Here is a 17866-nt window from a genome sequence, read left to right on the forward strand (position 1 = left end):
GGCCATGAGCACGTTCGCTGTGGGTGACGAGGACTTTCTGCTCGACGGGCGGCCGGTGCGGCTGCTTTCGGGGGCGCTGCACTACTTCCGGGTGCACGAGGAGCAGTGGGAGCACCGGCTCGGGATGCTGCGCGCGATGGGCCTCGGCTGTGTGGAGACGTACGTCCCCTGGAACCTGTACGCGCCGGAGACGGGGCGGTACGGGGACGTGGAGGCGCTCGGCCGGTTCCTGGACGCGGTGGAGCGGGCAGGGATGCGGGCGATCGTGCGCCCGGGGCCGTACATCTGCGCCGAGTGGGAGAACGGCGGTCTGCCGCACTGGCTGACCGGTCCGCTCGGGCGGCGGGTGCGGACCCTCGATCCGGAGTTCCTGGCGCCGGTGGAGGCCTGGTTCCGGCGGCTGCTGCCGCAGGTGGTCGAGCGGCAGGTCGACCGGGGCGGGCCGGTGGTCCTGGTCCAGGTGGAGAACGAGTACGGGAGTTACGGCAGCGACCGGGGCTATCTGGAGTGGATGGCGGCGCTGTTGCGGGACTGCGGGGTGAGTGTGCCGCTGTTCACCTCGGACGGTCCTGAGGACCACATGCTGACGGGTGGTTCGGTGCCGGGGGTGCTCGCGACGGCGAACTTCGGTTCGGGGGCGCGGGAGGGGTTCGCGACGCTGCGGCGCCATCAGCCGTCGGGGCCGCTGATGTGCATGGAGTTCTGGTGCGGCTGGTTCGACCACTGGGGTACGGAGCACGCGGTGCGGGGTGCGGAGGACGCGGCGGAGGCGCTGCGGGAGATCCTGGAGTGCGGGGCGTCGGTCAATGTGTACATGGCGCACGGGGGCACGAACTTCGGCGGCTGGGCGGGGGCGAACCGGGCCGGTGAGCTGCATGACGGGCCGTTGCGGGCGACGGTGACCTCGTACGACTACGACGCGCCGGTGGACGAGGCGGGGCGGCCGACGGAGAAGTTCTGGCGCTTCCGTGAGGTGCTCGCGGAGTACGCGGACGGGCCGCTGCCGGAGCTGCCGGAGCCGCCGGCGCGGCTTGCGGTTCCGGTGCGGGGCGGGTTCGACGGCTGGGCGGCGCTCGACGCGGTCCTTGAGGTGCTCGGCGACGAGGAGACGGTGGCGCCGGTGCCGCCGACCTTCGAGGAGCTGGGTGTGGACCGGGGTCTCGTCCGCTACCGGGTGGCGGTGCCGGGGCCGCGGCAGCCGTATCCGCTGGGGGTGGCGGGGCTGCGGGACCGGGCGGTGGTGTACGTCGACGGGGCCCTGGCGGGGGTGCTCGACACGGCGGACGGGGAGGACGTGGCGCTGGCGGAGCCGGTGGCGGGTCCCGCGGTCGTGGACCTGTGGGTGGAGTCGCTGGGCCGGGTCAACTACGGGCCGCGCCTTGCGGAGCCGAAGGGGATCACCGGGGGCGTACGGCACGAGCGGCAGTATCTGCACGGGTTCCGGGCGCGGGGGCTGCGGCTGGACGCCTTCGAGCCGGCGGCGGTGGAGAAGGTTCCGTTCGGCGCAGAGTCCGGCGGGCCGGGCCTTCACCGGGGGACGCTGGAGGTCGCGGGCGCGGGGGACGCGTGGCTGCGGCTGCCGGGCGGGACCCGGGGCTTCGTGTGGGTGAACGGTTTCTGCCTGGGTCGGTACTGGCCGGGAGCCGGTCCGCAGGACGCCCTGTTCGTACCGGGCCCGGTACTGCGGGAGGGCGCGAACGAGGTGTGGGTGCTCGAGCTGGAGGGCGGGGCGGGCCTCGGGGTCGAGCTCGACGTCCTGTGAGCCTGCACGGAGAGCGCACACGTGATGGTGCCCCGGAGCCGCGGCCGCTCCGGGGCACCCGTTCACGTGTCGCCGTTACAGCGTGGCCGCGGCCGACTTGATCGCGGCGGCGAAGGTCGAGACCTCCGTGTAGACGCCGGGGTAGCCGGCCCGCGCGCAGCCCTCGCCCCAGCTGACGATGCCGACCTGGATCCAGGCTCCGGCGTTGTCCTTGCGGAACATCGGGCCGCCGGAGTCACCCTGGCAGGTGTCGACGCCGCCCTGGGTGTAGCCGGCGCAGATCTCCTCGGAGGGGACGAGGTCGTTGCCGTACGAGGCCTGGCAGGAGGCGTCGGAGACGAACGGGACGTTCGCCTTCAGCAGGTAGCGCTGCTGCGACCCGCCCTCACGGGCGGCGCCCCAACCGGCCACCGTGAAGGTGCCGCTGTTGTACGCGGTGGTCTCGGCGATCTTCAGGTTGGGCAGGGAGGTGATGGGGCTGGCGAGCTTGATCAGCGCCCAGTCCTTGCCCTTGCCGTTGTAGCCCGGGGCCTGGAGGACCTTGGTGGACCTGACCTTGATGGCGCTGCTGCTCTGGAGGTCGACGACACCAGCGGTGGCGGTGATGCTGGTGTTGTTGCCGGAGCCGCTCACGCAGTGGGCCGCGGTGAGCACGATCTGCGGGGTGATCAGCGAGCCGCCGCAGCCCATGGAGAGCCTGACCATCCAGGGGAACTCGCCCTGGGCGGCGCGGACGCCGCCGACGACGGGGGCGGGGGCGGCGGAGGCGGTGCTGGTGGGCTGGAGGCTGACGGCCGCCAGGACGACGGCGCCGGCCGCGGCGAGCTTCTGCAGCGCGCGGACCATTCTCTTCTGCTTCACGTGTCTGCCTTCTTTCATGGGGGGTTGAGCCCGACGAGCAATGACATGCGCCCGTCAAGTCATGTCCGGATTATGGACAGGCTTCAACTGCCGCCACAAGAAAGCCTTTTCGGCCAGATCCAGTGGCGGGACCGTACAGTGGAAGGGAGGGGGGAATCCGGCATGCCGAACCGTCAGGAGGGCGACCGCGTCGCCCACGGCTTTCCGCACCGCGCCACGATCGGGGCCGCGCTCACGGCGCTCTACCGACGCCTCTCCGCGGACGGTGTGCACCGCTATCCGGCGAGCGTGCCCGCCGCCGACGTGGCCCTCGGCGGCGGCGAGGACCTTCATCTCGGCACCCAGCGGGTGGCCCGCGCGCTCGTCCGGCACCTGCGGCTGCCCGAGGCGCGGATGGTGGTGAGTTTCCGGCCGATGGAGCACGCGGCCTCCGTCGAACTCGCCGCGGGGCCCGAGTACTTCGTGGAACTCAACGACCGTTTTCGGACCCGCCGCCGGGACATCGGCGCCGCACTCGCCCACGAGATCACCCATGTTCTGTTGCACCGGCTCGGACTCGGCTTCCCCGATACCGAGGAGAACGAGATCCTCACCGACGTCGTCACCGCCTATCTGGGTGCGGGTTGGCTGCTGCTCGACGCCTACCGGCAGGACGGCGTGGAGAGCCAGAAGCTGGGCTATCTGACCCCGGAGGAGTTCGGCTACGTCCTCGCCAAGCGGGCCGGGGTGTTCGGCGAGGACCCGTCGCCGTGGTTCACCAGCGACGTGGCGTACGAGGCATGGGTACGGGGCCGGGCCGAGGCGGACCGGGAGCGGACGCCGCCGCCGCTCGCCGGGGCGGGCTGGGCCGAGCGCCGGCGGTACGGCTGGGAGCGGCGCCGGGGCCGGGCGGCCCCGGGAGCCCCGTACGCCTTCGAGGGCGGAGCGCCGGCGACCGGCGTCTCCTTCCTCTGCCCGGTCTGCCGCCAGCGCCTGAGGATCCCGGCGGGACGGACACTGCGGGCCAGGTGCGGGGTGTGCCGCACGGTCCTGGAGTGCGTGGGCTAGGACGCCAGGCTCTTGTGGAAGTGGACGTCCTCGGCGCCGCCCGGGATGCCGAGGACCCGGCCGGTCTCCACGTACCCGTGCAGCCGGTAGAAGTCCGGGGCCTGGAAGGTGAAGGACGAGACGGTCGCCCGGTCGCAGCCGCGCCGCCGGGCCTCGTCCTCGGCCGCGCGCAGGAGCCGGCTCCCCCAGCCGTCCTTCCGGCTCTCCTCACGGACCCACAGCAGGTCGATGCCGAAGAGCCCGCTCCAGGTCCAGCCGGTGAGCCCGCCGACGAGATCGCCGTTCTCGTCGACGGCCTTGACCGACAGCTCGCCCTGGTCCTCGGGCGTCGTGCCGGTGGCGGCGAAGTTGAACGCGCGGAGTCCCTGCTTCAGAAGCTTCTCGAGTGCGGCGTCGCCGTGGCCGACGCTCAGCGCCGCATCGTCGTGATCATGCGTCATGCGGCCCGATTCTGACACGGGTGCACGAGGGGACGAAGGAAGGGCGCCCGCTCCGGACACAGCGGGGAATCGATTTGCGCCAGACCCGGACGGCGGGTCAGGGTCGGCGCATGAGCATGCTGTTCGACGCCATCCGGGACGGGGACGAGGACGGGGCCGTACGGGCCCTGCGGGACGGGGCCGGCCCCGAGTCCCGGGAGGACGGGGAGACAGCCCTGTACCGCGCGGCCGTCGGCGACGAGGCCGGAATCGTCAGGGTGTTGCTGGCCGCCGGGGCGGACCCGGGCCGGGGCAGCGGCGACGACGGCGGTGATCTGCCGCTCTGCGGGGCGGCCGTCGGCGGGCACAGCGAGGTGGCGCGGGCGCTCCTCGCGGCGGGCGCCGCGGCGGACCAGGAGGAGGCGTACGGCTTCACGGCCCTCGCGTGGGCGCTGCGGCTCGGCCACGCCGACACGGCGCGGGTGCTCCTGGAGTACGGGGCCGACCCCGACCGGCGCGGCCCCGACGGGATCCTGCCGCTCGTCGCCGCCGCCCGGCGCGGGTCCACCGGCTGCGTCCGGGCGCTCCTCGACCACGGGGCGGAGGCGCGCGAGGCGGCGCTGCGGGAGGCGCGGCGGTGGATCGGCGCCGACATCGCGGCCGAGCTGCGGCGCGGGCTCGTCGCGGGGAACGAGGGCGGGCAGACGTACGAGGCCGTGGTCCGCCGGGTCCGGGAGGACGGCGGGGTGACGGTCGTCGTGGACCTGCTGCGGGAGGACGGCGCCCCCGGACGCGGCGACGACCGGCAGACGGGGCACGCGGCCATCGCCACGCTCCTGGAGGCGTCGCTCGGTCTGCGGACCTCGCACGAGGAGCTGGCGGCTCGGGCCCTGCGCTGCGGCGATCCCGAGCTCGACGACTGGACGACGGCGGTGGCCGAACTGGCCGGCCGGGCCGACGAGGAGACCTTCGTGGCGGCGGCCGCGTGGTGCGCCTACCGCGACCCGATGCGGCAGGCCCTGGGCGCGCGGGTGCTGGGCGCGCTGCCCGGTTTCGCGCCGAGCGCGGTCCCGGTGCTGCGGCGGCTCGCGGCGGAGGGGGCGACCCGGGCGCGGGAGCCGGTGCTTTCGGTGGTGTCGGCGCTCGGGGAGTGCGCGGACCCGGCCGCGGTGCCCGAACTCCTCGCGGCGGCCGGGCATCCCGACGCGGCGGTGCGGCGGGCGGTCGCCGGCGCTCTCGCCGGGATCGTGCCGGCCGGGCACGTGGAGGCGCTCGGGGTGCTGCTCGCGCTGAGCGGGGACGGGGACGCGCGGGTCCGGGACTGGGCGACGCTCGCGCTCGCGGAGCTGCCGGACGACACCCCGCTCGTACGGGAGGGGCTCGCGGAGCGGCTCGGCGACCCCGATCCGGAGACGGCGGCGGAGGCGGCGCGGGGGCTCGCGATCCGTCAGGACCCGCGCGCGGTGGACGCGCTGGCGTCGGCCCTCGCGGACGGCGACCCGGAGGGCGCGGCGCGGGAGACGGCTCTCGCCGCCCTGGAGTACGTCCACGACCCCCGGGTCAGGACCCGCCTGGAGTGGACGTCCCCGCGCCGCGCCTGACGGGCGGGGCCGGTTCAGCAGCTGTGGTCGATCAGGTCGAAGGACGCGTAGTGGTCGGCGGTGTAGAAGTCCTCCGCCGCGTTCCCGGTCACGATCCGGCGGGCGCCGCGGGTGGAGGCGCCCGGGGTCTTGACCGTGTACTCGTGGTAGTAGCCCTGCGCGCGGGCCGGCAGGATCCGCTCCCGGTTCTGGAAGACGGCTCCGTCCTGGCGGTACGGGAAGGGACCGCCCGCGTCGATCAGCCGCAGGGTGTCGTGGGCCTGGCTCGGCAGGTCGGAGGAACAGATGTCCCCGACGACCGCGCTCGCGGCGACCGCGTGGGTCGGCGTGAGGGTGGGCGCGGCGGTGGCGGGGGCACCGAGGAGGAGGGAGGAGAGGAGGGCGGTGGCGACACCGCCGGCGAGGGTGAACCGAGGGGGGATGCGCATGGCTGAGATGATGATGCGCGTAGATCCGGCCGTGAAGCCCGACGCCCCTCATTTCGCCGGACGTTGACCACATGCCCCGAAGGTGCGGATCCCGTGTGTGTGAGGGGGCCGCCCCGGGCGCACCGCCGGAGCCCGTCACGGGCCCCGGCGGTCACGCTTCCGTAGTACGGGAGCTTCTTCCGTACTACGGGTACTGCGGGTACTGCGGGTACTGCGGGTACTACGAGTCGGTCGGCCTCGGACGGGAGGTCCGGGTGCTGCCGGTGCTCCGGGAGCGGCCGGTGCCCGACGCCTGGCGTCCGGCGCGACCCGCGCCGGCACCGGCGGAGGCACCGCGACCGCCGCCCGCGCCGGAGCCCCGGCCCGAGCCGGTGCCGCGCCCCGAGCCACCGGTGGAACCGGCGGTGCGGGCCGAGGCCGTGCCCGTGGCTCCGGAGCGCCCCGAGCCGGAGCCCGTGCCGGTCGCGCCGCCCGCGGGGGCCGGGCGGCGGCGCCGGCGGTTGCCGCTGCCGCTGCCGCTGCCGCTGCCGCTGCCGGAGGCCGTCGCCTTGCGCGGCGGGGTCGGCTGCGGGGTCTCGATGACGATCGGGACGCCCGAGGGCTCCCGCGCGCCGGTCAGGTCGACCAGCTGCTCGTCGCTGGACTTGATCTGGGCCGTACGGGGGCTGATGCCCGCGTTCGTCATCAGGCGGCCCATGTCGCGCTTCTGCTCCGGCAGGACCAGGGTGAAGACGCTGCCGGACTCGCCGGCGCGGGCGGTCCGGCCGCCGCGGTGCAGGTAGTCCTTGTGGTCGATGGGCGGGTCGACGTTGACGACCATGTCGAGGTCGTCGACGTGGATGCCGCGCGCCGCCACGTTCGTCGCGACGAGGGCGGTCACCTGGCCGGTCTTGAACTGGTCAAGGGTCCGGTTCCGCTGCGGCTGCGAACGGCCGCCGTGCAGGCCGGAGGCCCGTACGCCGTTGGCGAGGAGCCGCTTGACCAGCCGGTCCACGGACCGCTTGGTGTCCATGAAGAGGATGGTCCGGCCGTCGCGGGCCGCGATCCGCAGCGTGACGGCCTTCTTGTCGGTCTCGTCGGCCACGTACAGGACGTGGTGCTCCATCGTGGTGACGGCGCCGGCCGAGGGGTCGACCGAGTGCACGACCGGGTCGTCGAGGAACATCTTGACGAGCCGGTCGATGTTCCGGTCGAGGGTGGCCGAGAACAGCAGTCGCTGCCCGCCCGGCTCGACCTGCTTCAGCACCTTCGTGACCTGCGGCAGGAAGCCCATGTCGGCCATCTGGTCGGCCTCGTCGAGGACGGTGACGGCGACCTGGTCGAGCCGGCAGTCGCCCCGCTCGATGAGGTCGTGGAGCCGGCCGGGCGTGGCGATGAGGACCTCGGCGCCGCGCCGCAGAGCGGAGGACTGGCGGCCGATGGACATGCCGCCGACGACCGTGGTGATCCGCAGCCGGAGCGCGGAGGCGTACGGGGTGAGAGCGTCGGTCACCTGCTGGGCGAGCTCGCGCGTGGGCACCAGGACGAGGGCCAGGGGCGCGGTGGGCTCGGCGCGGCGGCCCGCGGTGCGGGCGAGGATCGCGAGTCCGAAGGCGAGGGTCTTACCGGATCCGGTACGGCCCCGGCCGAGCACGTCACGGCCGGCCAGCGAGTTCGGGAGGGTCGCGGCCTGGATCGGGAACGGCTCCGTGACGCCCTGCTCACCCAGGGTCCGCAGCAGGCCTTCGGGCATGTCGAGGTCGGCGAAGGCGGCCACGGCGGGCAGCGCGGGCGTCACCGTCTCCGGCGGCGTGAACTCGCTCGGCGGCGGGGGCGCGGTGGGGCGGCGCCCGCCACGGGAGCTCTTCGGCTGTGACGTCGACTTCGCCTGGGCGGTGCGGGGGTTGCGCTTGTGAGGGCGTTCGGAGCGGGTCATGCGTGCCTTTCTGGCCGGTGCTCGCGGCACAGCGGGGGCCCGCACCTGCACGGTGCGGGCCCCGGCTGCTCTACCCGGAACACGCGATACGGGCCCCGGATGTCTCTCCCGGAACGCGTGGTACGAGCCCCGGATGTCTCTACCGGAACAATAGTGCGCCTCGGGACCTTCCCGCCCCGCCCGATCGATGCCTGGACGGATCAGACCTGACCAGGGCCCCGTGACGTGGGCGACCTCACAGCCGGACGCCCCGTCGGGCCCGTACGGCTCAGGTCCGTGCGGCTCGCAGGTCCGTCCGGCTCAGGTCCGTACCGCGACTCCGTCCAGGACCATGGAGAGGTACTGGCGGGCGATCTCCTCGGCGCTGTGCGGGCCGCCCGGCCGGTACCAGGACGCGGCGACCCAGACGGTGTCGCGGAGGAACCGGTAGGTGAGGCGGACGTCGAGGTCGGCGCGGAAGTCCCCGGCCTCGACCCCGCGCTTCAGGGTGCCGAGCCAGGCCTGCTCCCACTTCTGCTGCGAGTCGGTGAGGTACTGGAAGCGGGGCTGGTCGGCGAGGTGCCGGGACTCCTTCTGGTAGATGGCGACGGCGGCGCGGTGCCGGTCGATCTCCCGGAAGGACTCGGTGACGAGGGCCTCGATGGTCTCGCGCGGCCCGAGCCCGGCGTGGAGGACGGCGTCGTACCCCTCCCACAGCTCGCCGAGGAAGGTGGAGAGGATCTCGTCGAGCATCGACTCCTTGGAGTCGAAGTGGTAGTAGAGGCTGCCTGCGAGCATCCCGGCGGCGTCCGCGATCTTGCGGACGGTGGTGGCGTTGTAGCCCTGGGCCGCGAACACCTCCGCCGCGGTGCCGAGAAGTTCACGGCGCCGCTCGGGTGCGGCGCTCACCTGGTTCTTCTTCTTGGTCGCTGACACATCTCCCATTCTGGTCCTACGGGTGCGGCTCCCGGCGCGGCGGGCTGTCGCCGTTGCCGCGCCGGTGGATCCACGTCGGGCGCCCCCGCGCCCAGCTGTGGAGGACCATCTCGTCGCCGTCCACCCAGGTCCGTACGACCTCGGCGGGTTCCACCCGGAAGAGGTGGAACGGCAGGGGCGCGCCCGCGTCGGCCGCGTACCGGTCGACGGTCCCGGGGTCGGTGACCTCGATCGCCCGGCCCGAGACGCGTACGTCCCCACCACCCATGTCGGTGCCGGAGCCCGGGTTGGCGAGCAGCGCGAAGCGGGGGTCGCGGCGCAGGTCGAGGGCCTTGCGGGAATTCGGCATCATGCCGAGCCAGAGCTCGCCGAAGCGGAAGTCCGCCTCGATGCCGCTGAGCCGGGGCGAACCGTCCTTGCGCACGGTGGCGAGGGCGTGGTGGGTGTACTGCCCGAAGCGCTCGCGCACGGTCGCGGCGAGCTCGGGTTCGGCGGCCTCGAAGGCCGACCAGGTGGTTCCGGTGTCTCCCATGGGTCCAGAGAACACCGGATACCCGACAGCCACTGTCCGGATTGCTCTCGACGTTCCCGGGCGTCAGGAGGTGGCGGCGCGCTCCGCCGCGCTGCGCTCGACGCAGAACTCGTTGCCCTCGGGGTCCGCGAGGGTCGCCCAGCCGGTGCCGTCCGGGTTCCTGTGGTCGTCGAGCAGCACGGCGCCGAGGCCGAGCAGCCGCTCGACCTCCTCGTCGCGGGTACGGTCCTGCGGCTGGAGGTCGAGGTGGACGCGGTTCTTGACGGCCTTCGCCTCGGGCACCTGGATGAAGAGGAGGTTCGCGCCGGGCGACTCGACGAGCGCCTCCGGGTCACCGGGCTGGTCGTCGTCGGAGACCTTGGCGTCCAGGGCCTGTGCCCAGAAGCCGGCCAGGGCGTAGGCGTCGGCGCAGTCGATGGTCACGTGTCGTACGAGTGAGGTCATGGCGTCATGGTCGCCCGCGACCCGCGCCCGGGGCCAGCGATTTCCCACCGCCCAGCCGGCGGGGGCGAGTTGCCTTCCCCCGGCCACCGCCACGAGCGCCGCGAGGGTAGAGCGGGCACCCTGGAGGGCGTGGATCTTCGCCCTGGCCTGACTGCCGCACCGGGCCCCGCACATCGCCCCCATCCCGGGCACGTCCTCGGCGGCCCACCTCGTGGAGAACCTGGGCGCTCGACGTCGCCCTCACCGAGGAGCAGTTCGCGCGCCTCGGCAAGGAGGTGGGAGCGGGACCGTCCTCATGAACGGACGATGCCGTGGCCCCGCGCGGCGGCGAGCCAGGCCGGGAAGTCGGCGACGATCCGGTCGTACAGCTCCGGGTCGGGGACCCGGCCCGGGTCCTGACCGGCATGGAAGAAGCCGGAGTTGTCGACGGGCCGCTTCGCGGGGACGGCCAGCTCGTCGAGCCGGCGGAGGAACTCGAACTGCCGGCTCTCGGGATCGCCGAAGCCGACGAACTGCCAGAAGATAGGCAGCCGGGCCGCCTTGCACACGTACCGCTCGGCGGCGAGCTTGTTGATGGGCCCGCCGTCGGTCTGGAAGACGACGAGCGCGGGCGCGGTGGAGCCGCTGTCCAGGTAGTGGTCGATGACGGCGTCCATGGCGAGGTGGTAGCTGGTCTTGCCCATGTGGCCGAGTCCGGCGACGATCCGGTCGATCCGGCCGGCGTGGTCGTCGAGCCGGATGTCGGTCTCGGCGTCGACGTCGGTGGAGAAGAAGACGACCGGCACGCGGCCGTCGTCGTCGAGTTGCGCGGCGAGCCCGAGGACACGGTCGGCGAGGGCCTGGACGGCGCCGCTGTTGTAGTAGGGCTTCATCGACCCCGAGTAGTCGACGACGAGGTAGACGGCGACCCGCTGCCCGTCGACCCCGTGCCGCTGGAGCGAGGCGCCCGCCTCCTTGTAGAGGCTGACCAGCGCGGGCGCGGTCTCCTCGACCTTCCGCAGACTCAGTGCCATGGACGTCTCCCCCTCCGGCCGACCGCCGGAAGCTCCGGCGATGGTGGCGGTGGCGGCTCCGGCCCCCTCGCCGTGCTCCCGCCGCGCCACGGACCCACGGACGGCAGTCTACGAGCGTCCTCACCGCCGGGGAGCCACCCGTGGAGTACCTGGGCGGTGCCCAGCCCTGGGTGGTGCCCGACCCTGGCCGGCACCACGAACACTCGGCAGCGTCCGCCGGCCGGCACCGTGCGACGATGCGTCGACCCGACGCGCCCACACGGCCACCGGCCTCCCCCACGACGGACACTCGCGCACCCGCCACCCCACGCACCGCGGCGCCCACCCAGTCGTCCGGTCGGGGACATTCGGGGGGCGCCGCGCTCAGTTCCGTACGTCGTTGTACGGGACGTTCTCAGGGGCCGGTCAGACCGTCAGGGAACGGTCCGTCGGGCGGATCGGGGCCGGCAGGGAGCTGGCTCCGGTCAGGTAGCGGTCCACGCCGCGGGCCGCGGAGCGGCCTTCGGCGATGGCCCAGACGATCAGCGACTGGCCTCGGCCTGCGTCTCCGGCGACGTAGACGCCGTCGACGTTGGTGGCGAAGTCCGCGTCACGGGCGATGTTACCCCGCTCGTCGAGGGCCAGGCCGAACTGGGCGACCAGGCCGTTCTCGACGTCCGTGCCGGTGAAGCCCATGGCGAGCGTGACCAGCTGGGCGGGGATCTTCCGCTCCGTGCCCGGCTTCTGGGTCAGCTTGCCGCCGACGAACTCGACCTCGACGAGGTGGAGGAACTGGACGTTGCCGTCCTCGTCGCCCTCGAAGTGGGTGGTGGAGACGGAGTAGACCCGCTCGCCGCCCTCCTCGTGCGCGGAGGTGACCTTGTACAGCATGGGGAAGGTCGGCCAGGGCTGGCCGGCGTTCCGGTCCTCGCCCGGGCGGGGCATGATCTCCAGCTGCGTGACCGAGGCCGCGCCCTGGCGGTGGGCCGTGCCGACGCAGTCGGCGCCGGTGTCGCCGCCGCCGATGACGACGACGTGCTTGCCCTCGGCGGTGATCGGCGGGGCCACGAAGTCACCCTCGACGACCTTGTTGGCGAGCGGCAGGTACTCCATCGCCTGGTGGATTCCGGCCAGCTCGCGGCCCGGGACGGGCAGGTCGCGGGCGGTGGTGGCGCCGGCGGCGATGACCACGGCGTCGAACCGCTTGCGCAGGTCCGTCGCCGTCAGGTCGCGGCCGATCTCGATGCCGGTGCGGAACTTGGTGCCCTCCGCGCGCATCTGCTCGATGCGACGGTTGATGTGCCGCTTCTCCATCTTGAACTCGGGGATGCCGTAGCGCAGCAGGCCGCCGATGCGGTCGGCGCGCTCGTACACGACCACGGTGTGGCCGGCCCGGGTCAGCTGCTGGGCCGCGGCGAGACCCGCCGGGCCCGAGCCGATGACGGCGGCGGTCTTGCCGGACAGGCGCTCGGGCACCTGCGGCTTGACGTCGCCCCCGTCCCAGGCCTTGTCGATGATGGAGACTTCGACGTTCTTGATGGTGACGGCCGGCTGGTTGATGCCGAGCACGCACGCGGACTCGCACGGGGCCGGGCACAGGCGGCCGGTGAACTCCGGGAAGTTGTTGGTGGCGTGCAGGCGCTCCTGCGCCGCCGACCAGTCCTCGCGGTAGGCGTAGTCGTTCCACTCGGGGATCAGGTTCCCGAGGGGGCAGCCGTTGTGGCAGAACGGGATGCCGCAGTCCATGCAGCGGCCGGCCTGCTTGCTGATGATCGGCAGCAGGGAGCCGGGGACGTAGACCTCGTTCCAGTCCCGGACGCGCTCGGCCACGGGGCGGGTCTCGGCGACCTCGCGTCCGGTGGTCAGGAAGCCCTTGGGGTCAGCCATGGGTCGCCGCCTCCATCATCTTCTCGGTGGTCTCGGCCTCGGAGAGACCGGCGAGCTCAGCGGCGTCCTTGGCGGCGAGCACTGCCTTGTACGTGGTGGGGATGATCTTGCTGAACCGGTCGGCGTTGGCGTCCCAGTCGGCGAGCAGCTTCTCGGCGACCGTGGAGCCGGTCTCCTCGTGGTGACGGCGCACGACGTCGTGCAGCCACGCCTTGTCGGTGTCCGACGGGGCCTCGATCGCGCCCAGGTTGCCGGAGTTGACGTTGTCGCGGTCGAGGTCGACGACGTAGGCGACACCGCCCGACATGCCGGCCGCGAAGTTGCGGCCGGTCTCGCCGAGGACGACGGCCGTACCGCCGGTCATGTACTCGCAGCCGTGGTCGCCCACGCCCTCCGAGACGACGAGCGCGCCGGAGTTGCGGACGCAGAAGCGCTCGCCGGTGCGGCCGCGGAGGAACAGCTCGCCGCCGGTCGCTCCGTACCCGATGGTGTTGCCCGCGATGGTCGAGAACTCGGCGAGGTGGTCGGCGCCCCGGTCGGGGCGGACGATCACGCGGCCGCCGGAGAGGCCCTTGCCGACGTAGTCGTTGGCGTCGCCCTCCAGGCGGAGGGTGACACCGCTCGGCAGGAAGGCGCCGAAGGACTGGCCGGCGGAGCCGGTGAAGGTGATGTCGATGGTGTCGGCCGGGAGGCCGGCGCCGCCGAACTTCTTCGTGACCTGGTGGCCGAGCATGGTGCCGACCGTGCGGTTGATGTTGCGGATGGCGACCTGGGCGCGGACCGGCTGGGCCTCCTCGGCGGAGGCGGCGTTCAGGGCCTCGGCGGCGAGCTGGATCAGCTCGTTGTCGAGGGCCTTCTCCAGGCCGTGGTCCTGCTCGACCAGGGCGTGGCGGACCGCGCCCTCGGGCAGCTCCGGCACGTAGAAGAGCGGCTCCAGGTCGAGACCCTGCGCCTTCCAGTGGGTGACGGCGCGGCTGGTGTCGAGCAGCTCGGCGTGGCCGACGGCCTCTTCGAGGGTGCGGAAGCCCAGCTCGGCGAGGAGTTCGCGGACCTCCTCGGCGATGAACTCGAAGAAGTTGACGACGAACTCGGCCTTGCCGGAGAAACGGTCCCTCAGGACCGGGTTCTGGGTGGCGATGCCGACCGGGCAGGTGTCCAGGTGGCAGACCCGCATCATGACGCAGCCGGAGACGACGAGCGGCGCGGTCGCGAAACCGAACTCCTCGGCGCCGAGCAGCGCGGCGATGACGACGTCACGGCCGGTCTTGAGCTGGCCGTCGGTCTGGACGACGATCCGGTCGCGCAGGCCGTTGAGCAGCAGGGTCTGCTGGGTCTCGGCGAGGCCGAGCTCCCAGGGACCGCCCGCGTGCTTCAGGGAGGTCAGCGGGGAGGCGCCCGTTCCGCCGTCGTGTCCTGAGATGAGGACGACGTCCGCGTGGGCCTTGGAGACACCGGCGGCGACCGTGCCGACGCCGACCTCGGAGACCAGCTTCACGTGGATGCGGGCGACCGGGTTGGCGTTCTTGAGGTCGTGGATCAGCTGGGCCAGATCCTCGATGGAGTAGATGTCGTGGTGCGGCGGCGGCGAGATGAGGCCGACGCCGGGCGTCGAGTGACGCGTCTTGGCCACCCACGGGTAGACCTTGTGGCCGGGCAGCTGGCCGCCCTCGCCGGGCTTGGCGCCCTGGGCCATCTTGATCTGGATGTCGTCGGCGTTGACGAGGTACTCGCTGGTGACGCCGAAACGGCCGGAGGCGACCTGCTTGATCGCGGAGCGGCGGGCCGGGTCGTAGAGGCGGTCCGGGTCCTCGCCGCCCTCACCGGTGTTGGACTTGGCGCCCAGCTGGTTCATGGCGACGGCGAGGGTCTCGTGCGCCTCCTTGGAGATGGAGCCGTACGACATGGCGCCGGTGGAGAAGCGCTTGACGATCTCGGAGACCGGCTCGACCTCGTCGAGCGGGATCGCTTCCCGGTCCGAGGTGAAACCGAAGAGGCCGCGGAGCGTCATGAGGCGCTCGGACTGCTCGTTCACCCGCTCCGTGTACTGCTTGAAGATGTCGTACCGCTTGGTGCGCGTGGCGTGCTGCAGACGGAAGACGGTCTCCGGGTCGAACAGGTGCGGCTCGCCCTCGCGGCGCCACTGGTACTCGCCGCCGATGTCCAGGGCGCGGTGCGCCGAGGCGACGCCCGAGACGGGGTACGCCTTGGCGTGGCGGGCGGCGACCTCCTTGGCGACGGTGTCGAGTCCGGCGCCGCCGATCTTGGTGGCCGTGCCGTTGAAGTACGTACGGACGAAGGTCTCGTCGAGGCCGACGGCCTCGAAGACCTGGGCGCCGCGGTAGGAGGCGACGGTGGAGATGCCCATCTTCGACATGACCTTGAGGACGCCCTTGCCGAGCGCGTAGATCAGGTTCCGGATGGCCTGCTCGGGCTCCAGACCTTCGATGAAGGTGCCGGCGCGGACCAGGTCCTCGACGGACTCCATGGCGAGGTACGGGTTGACCGCCGCGGCGCCGTAGCCGATGAGCAGGGCGACGTGGTGGACCTCGCGGACGTCACCGGCCTCGACGAGCAGCCCCACCTTGGTGCGCTGCTTGGTGCGGATGAGGTGGTGGTGGACGGCCGCGGTGAGCAGCAGCGAGGGGATCGGGGCGTGCTCGGCGTCGGAGTGCCGGTCGGAGAGCACGATGAGGCGGGCGCCGCCCTCGATGGCGGTGTCGGCCTCGGCGCAGATCGCGTCGATGCGGGCGGCGAGGGCCTCGCCGCCGCCGGAGACCCGGTAGAGGCCGGAGAGGGTCACGGCCTTCATGCCGGGCATGTCGCCGTCGGCGTTGATGTGGATGAGCTTGGCCAGCTCGTCGTTGTCGATCACCGGGAAGGGCAGGGTGACGCTGCGACACGACACGGGGGTCGGCTCCAGGAGGTTGCCCTGGGGGCCGAGCGAGGAGCGCAGGGAGGTCACGAGCTCTTCGCGGATGGCGTCGAGCGGCGGGTTGGTGACCTGCGCGAAGAGCTGGGTGAAGTAGTCGAAGAGCAGCCGCGGGCGGGCGGAGAGGGCCGCGATAGGCGAGTCCGTGCCCATGGAGCCGAGGGGCTCGCCGCCGGTGCGGGCCATCGGGGCGAGGATGACGCGGAGCTCTTCCTCGGTGTAACCGAAGGTCTGCTGGCGGCGGGTGACCGAGGCGTGGGTGTGCACGATGTGCTCGCGCTCGGGAAGGTCGGAGAGCTCGATCTCGCCGGTCTCCAGCCACTCCGCGTACGGGTTCTCGGCGGCGAGGCCGGCCTTGATCTCGTCGTCCTCGACGATGCGGTGCTCGGCGGTGTCGACGAGGAACATCTTGCCGGGCTGGAGGCGGCCCTTGCGGACGACCTTGGCGGGGTCGATGTCGAGGACGCCGACCTCGGAGGAGAGGACGACGAGGCCCTCGTCGGTGACCCAGTAGCGGCCGGGGCGCAGACCGTTGCGGTCGAGGACCGCGCCGACCTGGACGCCGTCGGTGAAGGTGACGCAGGCCGGGCCGTCCCAGGGCTCCATCATCGTGGCGTGGTACTGGTAGAAGGCGCGGCGGGCCGGGTCCATGGTCTCGTGGTTCTCCCACGCCTCCGGGACCATCATCAGGACCGCGTGCGGCAGCGAGCGGCCGCCGAGGTGGAGCAGTTCCAGGACCTCGTCGAAGGAGGCCGAGTCGGAGGCGTCCGGGGTGCAGATCGGGAAGATCCGGTCCAGCGAGCCCTCGCCGAAGACGGTGGAGTCGAGCTGGGCCTCGCGGGCCGTCATCCAGTTCCGGTTGCCCTTGACGGTGTTGATCTCACCGTTGTGGGCGACGAAGCGGTACGGGTGGGCCAGCGGCCAGCTCGGGAAGGTGTTGGTGGAGAACCGGGAGTGGACCAGGGCCACGGCGGTGGCGCAGCGGCGGTCCGACAGGTCCGGGAAGAAGGGCTCCAGCTGGCCGGTGGTCAGCATGCCCTTGTAGACGATCGTGCGGGCGGAGAGCGACGGGAAGTATGTCGCGGCCTCGCGCTCGGCGCGCTTGCGCAGCACGAAGGCCTTGCGGTCGAGCGCGATGCCGGTGGCCGCGCCGTCCGAGCCGTCCGCGTCCGCCACGAAGAGCTGGCGGAAGACGGGCATGGTGGAGCGGGCGGAGGCGCCGAGCAGCTCGGGGGCGACGGGGACCTCGCGCCAGCCGAGGACGGTCAGGTTCTCTTCGGCGGCGATCGCCTCGATCCGCTCGACGGCCTGTGCGGGGCCGTCGGCGGGGAGGAAGGCGATGCCGACGGCGTAGGCGCCCGCGGCGGGGAGCTCGAAGTCGGTGACCTCGCGGAGGAAGGCGTCCGGGACCTGGAGCAGGATGCCCGCGCCGTCTCCGGAGTCGGGCTCGGAGCCGGTGGCGCCGCGGTGTTCGAGGTTGCGCAGTACGGTCAGCGCCTGCTCGACCAGTGCGTGACTGGCTACACCGGTGAGGGTGGCCACGAACCCGACACCGCAGGCGTCGTGTTCGTTACGGGGGTCGTACATCCCCTGCGGAGCGGGGCGACCGTCCATGGGCGACCAGGCGTCGGAACGCATCGGCTCTCCCGTCGTCGTCGTGGCATATGCAGCTGCCGAGGGACGACGTTGGCCCTCCGCGAAATTTCGTGCAGGTTACATGATGGCTGGCTTCTCGCGAAGTGGATAGCTCATTCCAGCATGCGGACACCGCGGACACGCAGCGGTGGTGTGGGTTCACCTGTGGGGTTCACCGGGTTCAGCGGGGTTCAGCTGTGGGGTGCGGCGACAGGGGCTGTCCCGCGGGGGACGGATCGGGTGGCCCGAAGAGCTCTCCGGGTCTACGGCGACCCGTCGCAGTGTGGGCCTCATTGCCCAGCGACGCTCATGCCTCATTCCCGTTGGTCACGGGTTCGAAACCGCCGGGTAACCGGCTACATATGTGGCGTCCTGCATAGTGTCTCACCGCAGCGGCGGATCGGACCAGGGATATACGTCACAGCCGTTTCGCGGCTTGTGCCCCGGAAACGACGGTGGGCCCCCGGTCCGGGGGCCCACCGTCGGCGCGTAGGGGTAC

Annotated in this window: 12 protein-coding genes and 1 pseudogene; 3 read left to right on the top strand and 10 right to left on the bottom strand. The window is 72.5% G+C overall.

The genetic code is table 11. From position 1 onward, the window contains the following. Positions 1-4: 4 nt before the first annotated feature. Positions 5-1762: a glycoside hydrolase family 35 protein gene (locus ABT034_RS09545; RefSeq protein WP_351213066.1), complete on the top strand. Its 1758-nt coding sequence runs from the start codon at positions 5-7 to the stop codon at positions 1760-1762. A gap of 75 nt (positions 1763-1837) precedes the next feature. Here ABT034_RS09545 and ABT034_RS09550 read toward each other — a convergent pair whose 3' ends face one another. Next, entirely contained in the window at positions 1838-2608 is a 771-nt protein-coding gene (locus ABT034_RS09550; RefSeq protein ID WP_351213235.1) for a S1 family peptidase, read from the bottom strand. Between the two features lie 177 nt (positions 2609-2785). Here ABT034_RS09550 and ABT034_RS09555 point away from each other — a divergent pair, with 177 nt between their 5' ends. Further along, positions 2786-3670 (top strand): hypothetical protein, encoded by an 885-nt coding sequence (locus ABT034_RS09555; protein ID WP_351213068.1) that lies wholly within the window; start codon positions 2786-2788, stop codon positions 3668-3670. On the opposite strand, the gene ABT034_RS09560 is transcribed toward ABT034_RS09555, so the two are convergent. Continuing rightward, positions 3667-4110 carry a GNAT family N-acetyltransferase gene (locus ABT034_RS09560; RefSeq protein WP_351213070.1) on the bottom strand — a complete coding sequence of 148 codons (444 nt, stop codon included), beginning with the start codon at positions 4108-4110 and terminating at the stop codon, positions 3667-3669. The genes ABT034_RS09555 and ABT034_RS09560 overlap by 4 nt on opposite strands. 110 nt (positions 4111-4220) lie before the next feature. Between ABT034_RS09560 and ABT034_RS09565 the strand changes: the two genes are divergently transcribed. Next, on the top strand, positions 4221-5690 hold the full coding sequence (locus ABT034_RS09565; protein ID WP_351213072.1) for an ankyrin repeat domain-containing protein: 1470 nt from the start codon (positions 4221-4223) through the stop codon (positions 5688-5690). Between the two features lie 14 nt (positions 5691-5704). Here ABT034_RS09565 and ABT034_RS09570 read toward each other — a convergent pair whose 3' ends face one another. The 8 genes and pseudogenes from ABT034_RS09570 to gltB all read right to left on the bottom strand — a co-directional run bounded on the left by ABT034_RS09570 (position 5705) and on the right by gltB (position 17370). After that, positions 5705-6118 (bottom strand): guanyl-specific ribonuclease, encoded by a 414-nt coding sequence (locus ABT034_RS09570; RefSeq protein WP_351213074.1) that lies wholly within the window; start codon positions 6116-6118, stop codon positions 5705-5707. Between the two features lie 220 nt (positions 6119-6338). Next, positions 6339-8033, bottom strand: coding sequence for a DEAD/DEAH box helicase (locus ABT034_RS09575; RefSeq protein WP_351213076.1), 1695 nt, complete (start codon positions 8031-8033; stop codon positions 6339-6341). 300 nt (positions 8034-8333) lie between these two features. Then, complete coding sequence (locus tag ABT034_RS09580) at positions 8334-8957, bottom strand: TetR/AcrR family transcriptional regulator (RefSeq protein ID WP_502972854.1); 624 nt, start codon at positions 8955-8957, stop codon at positions 8334-8336. Between the two features lie 7 nt (positions 8958-8964). Then, positions 8965-9480, bottom strand: coding sequence for a pyridoxamine 5'-phosphate oxidase family protein (locus ABT034_RS09585; protein ID WP_351213080.1), 516 nt, complete (start codon positions 9478-9480; stop codon positions 8965-8967). A gap of 72 nt (positions 9481-9552) precedes the next feature. Then, a pseudogene (locus ABT034_RS09590) lies at positions 9553-9924 on the bottom strand (VOC family protein); the annotation flags it as partial. Between the two features lie 293 nt (positions 9925-10217). Then, complete coding sequence (locus tag ABT034_RS09595; RefSeq protein WP_351213082.1) at positions 10218-10937, bottom strand: VWA domain-containing protein; 720 nt, start codon at positions 10935-10937, stop codon at positions 10218-10220. Between the two features lie 405 nt (positions 10938-11342). Next, entirely contained in the window at positions 11343-12803 is a 1461-nt protein-coding gene (locus ABT034_RS09600) for a glutamate synthase subunit beta (RefSeq protein ID WP_351213084.1), read from the bottom strand. Beyond that, on the bottom strand, positions 12796-17370 hold the full coding sequence (gltB, locus tag ABT034_RS09605) for a glutamate synthase large subunit (RefSeq protein ID WP_351213086.1): 4575 nt from the start codon (positions 17368-17370) through the stop codon (positions 12796-12798). The genes ABT034_RS09600 and gltB overlap by 8 nt, the downstream gene beginning before the upstream one ends. Between the last annotated feature and the right edge of the window lie 496 nt (positions 17371-17866).

The sequence above is a fragment of the Streptomyces sp. NPDC002773 genome (genome assembly GCF_040295605.1).
Classification (GTDB): Bacteria; Actinomycetota; Actinomycetes; order Streptomycetales; family Streptomycetaceae; genus Streptomyces.

What these genes read in the sequence shown, in the direction of transcription:
- ABT034_RS09585 (WP_351213080.1), bottom strand. Translation starts at nt 9,480, where the DNA reads ATGGGAGACACCGGAACCACCTGGTCGGCCTTCGAGGCCGCCGAACCC.
- ABT034_RS09580 (WP_502972854.1), bottom strand. Translation starts at nt 8,957, where the DNA reads ATGGGAGATGTGTCAGCGACCAAGAAGAAGAACCAGGTGAGCGCCGCA.
- gltB (WP_351213086.1), bottom strand. Translation starts at nt 17,370, where the DNA reads ATGCGTTCCGACGCCTGGTCGCCCATGGACGGTCGCCCCGCTCCGCAG.
- ABT034_RS09575 (WP_351213076.1), bottom strand. Translation starts at nt 8,033, where the DNA reads ATGACCCGCTCCGAACGCCCTCACAAGCGCAACCCCCGCACCGCCCAG.
- ABT034_RS09595 (WP_351213082.1), bottom strand. Translation starts at nt 10,937, where the DNA reads ATGGCACTGAGTCTGCGGAAGGTCGAGGAGACCGCGCCCGCGCTGGTC.
- ABT034_RS09560 (WP_351213070.1), bottom strand. Translation starts at nt 4,110, where the DNA reads ATGACGCATGATCACGACGATGCGGCGCTGAGCGTCGGCCACGGCGAC.
- ABT034_RS09565 (WP_351213072.1), top strand. Translation starts at nt 4,221, where the DNA reads ATGAGCATGCTGTTCGACGCCATCCGGGACGGGGACGAGGACGGGGCC.
- ABT034_RS09600 (WP_351213084.1), bottom strand. Translation starts at nt 12,803, where the DNA reads ATGGCTGACCCCAAGGGCTTCCTGACCACCGGACGCGAGGTCGCCGAG.
- ABT034_RS09545 (WP_351213066.1), top strand. Translation starts at nt 5, where the DNA reads ATGAGCACGTTCGCTGTGGGTGACGAGGACTTTCTGCTCGACGGGCGG.
- ABT034_RS09570 (WP_351213074.1), bottom strand. Translation starts at nt 6,118, where the DNA reads ATGCGCATCCCCCCTCGGTTCACCCTCGCCGGCGGTGTCGCCACCGCC.
- ABT034_RS09550 (WP_351213235.1), bottom strand. Translation starts at nt 2,608, where the DNA reads ATGGTCCGCGCGCTGCAGAAGCTCGCCGCGGCCGGCGCCGTCGTCCTG.
- ABT034_RS09555 (WP_351213068.1), top strand. Translation starts at nt 2,786, where the DNA reads ATGCCGAACCGTCAGGAGGGCGACCGCGTCGCCCACGGCTTTCCGCAC.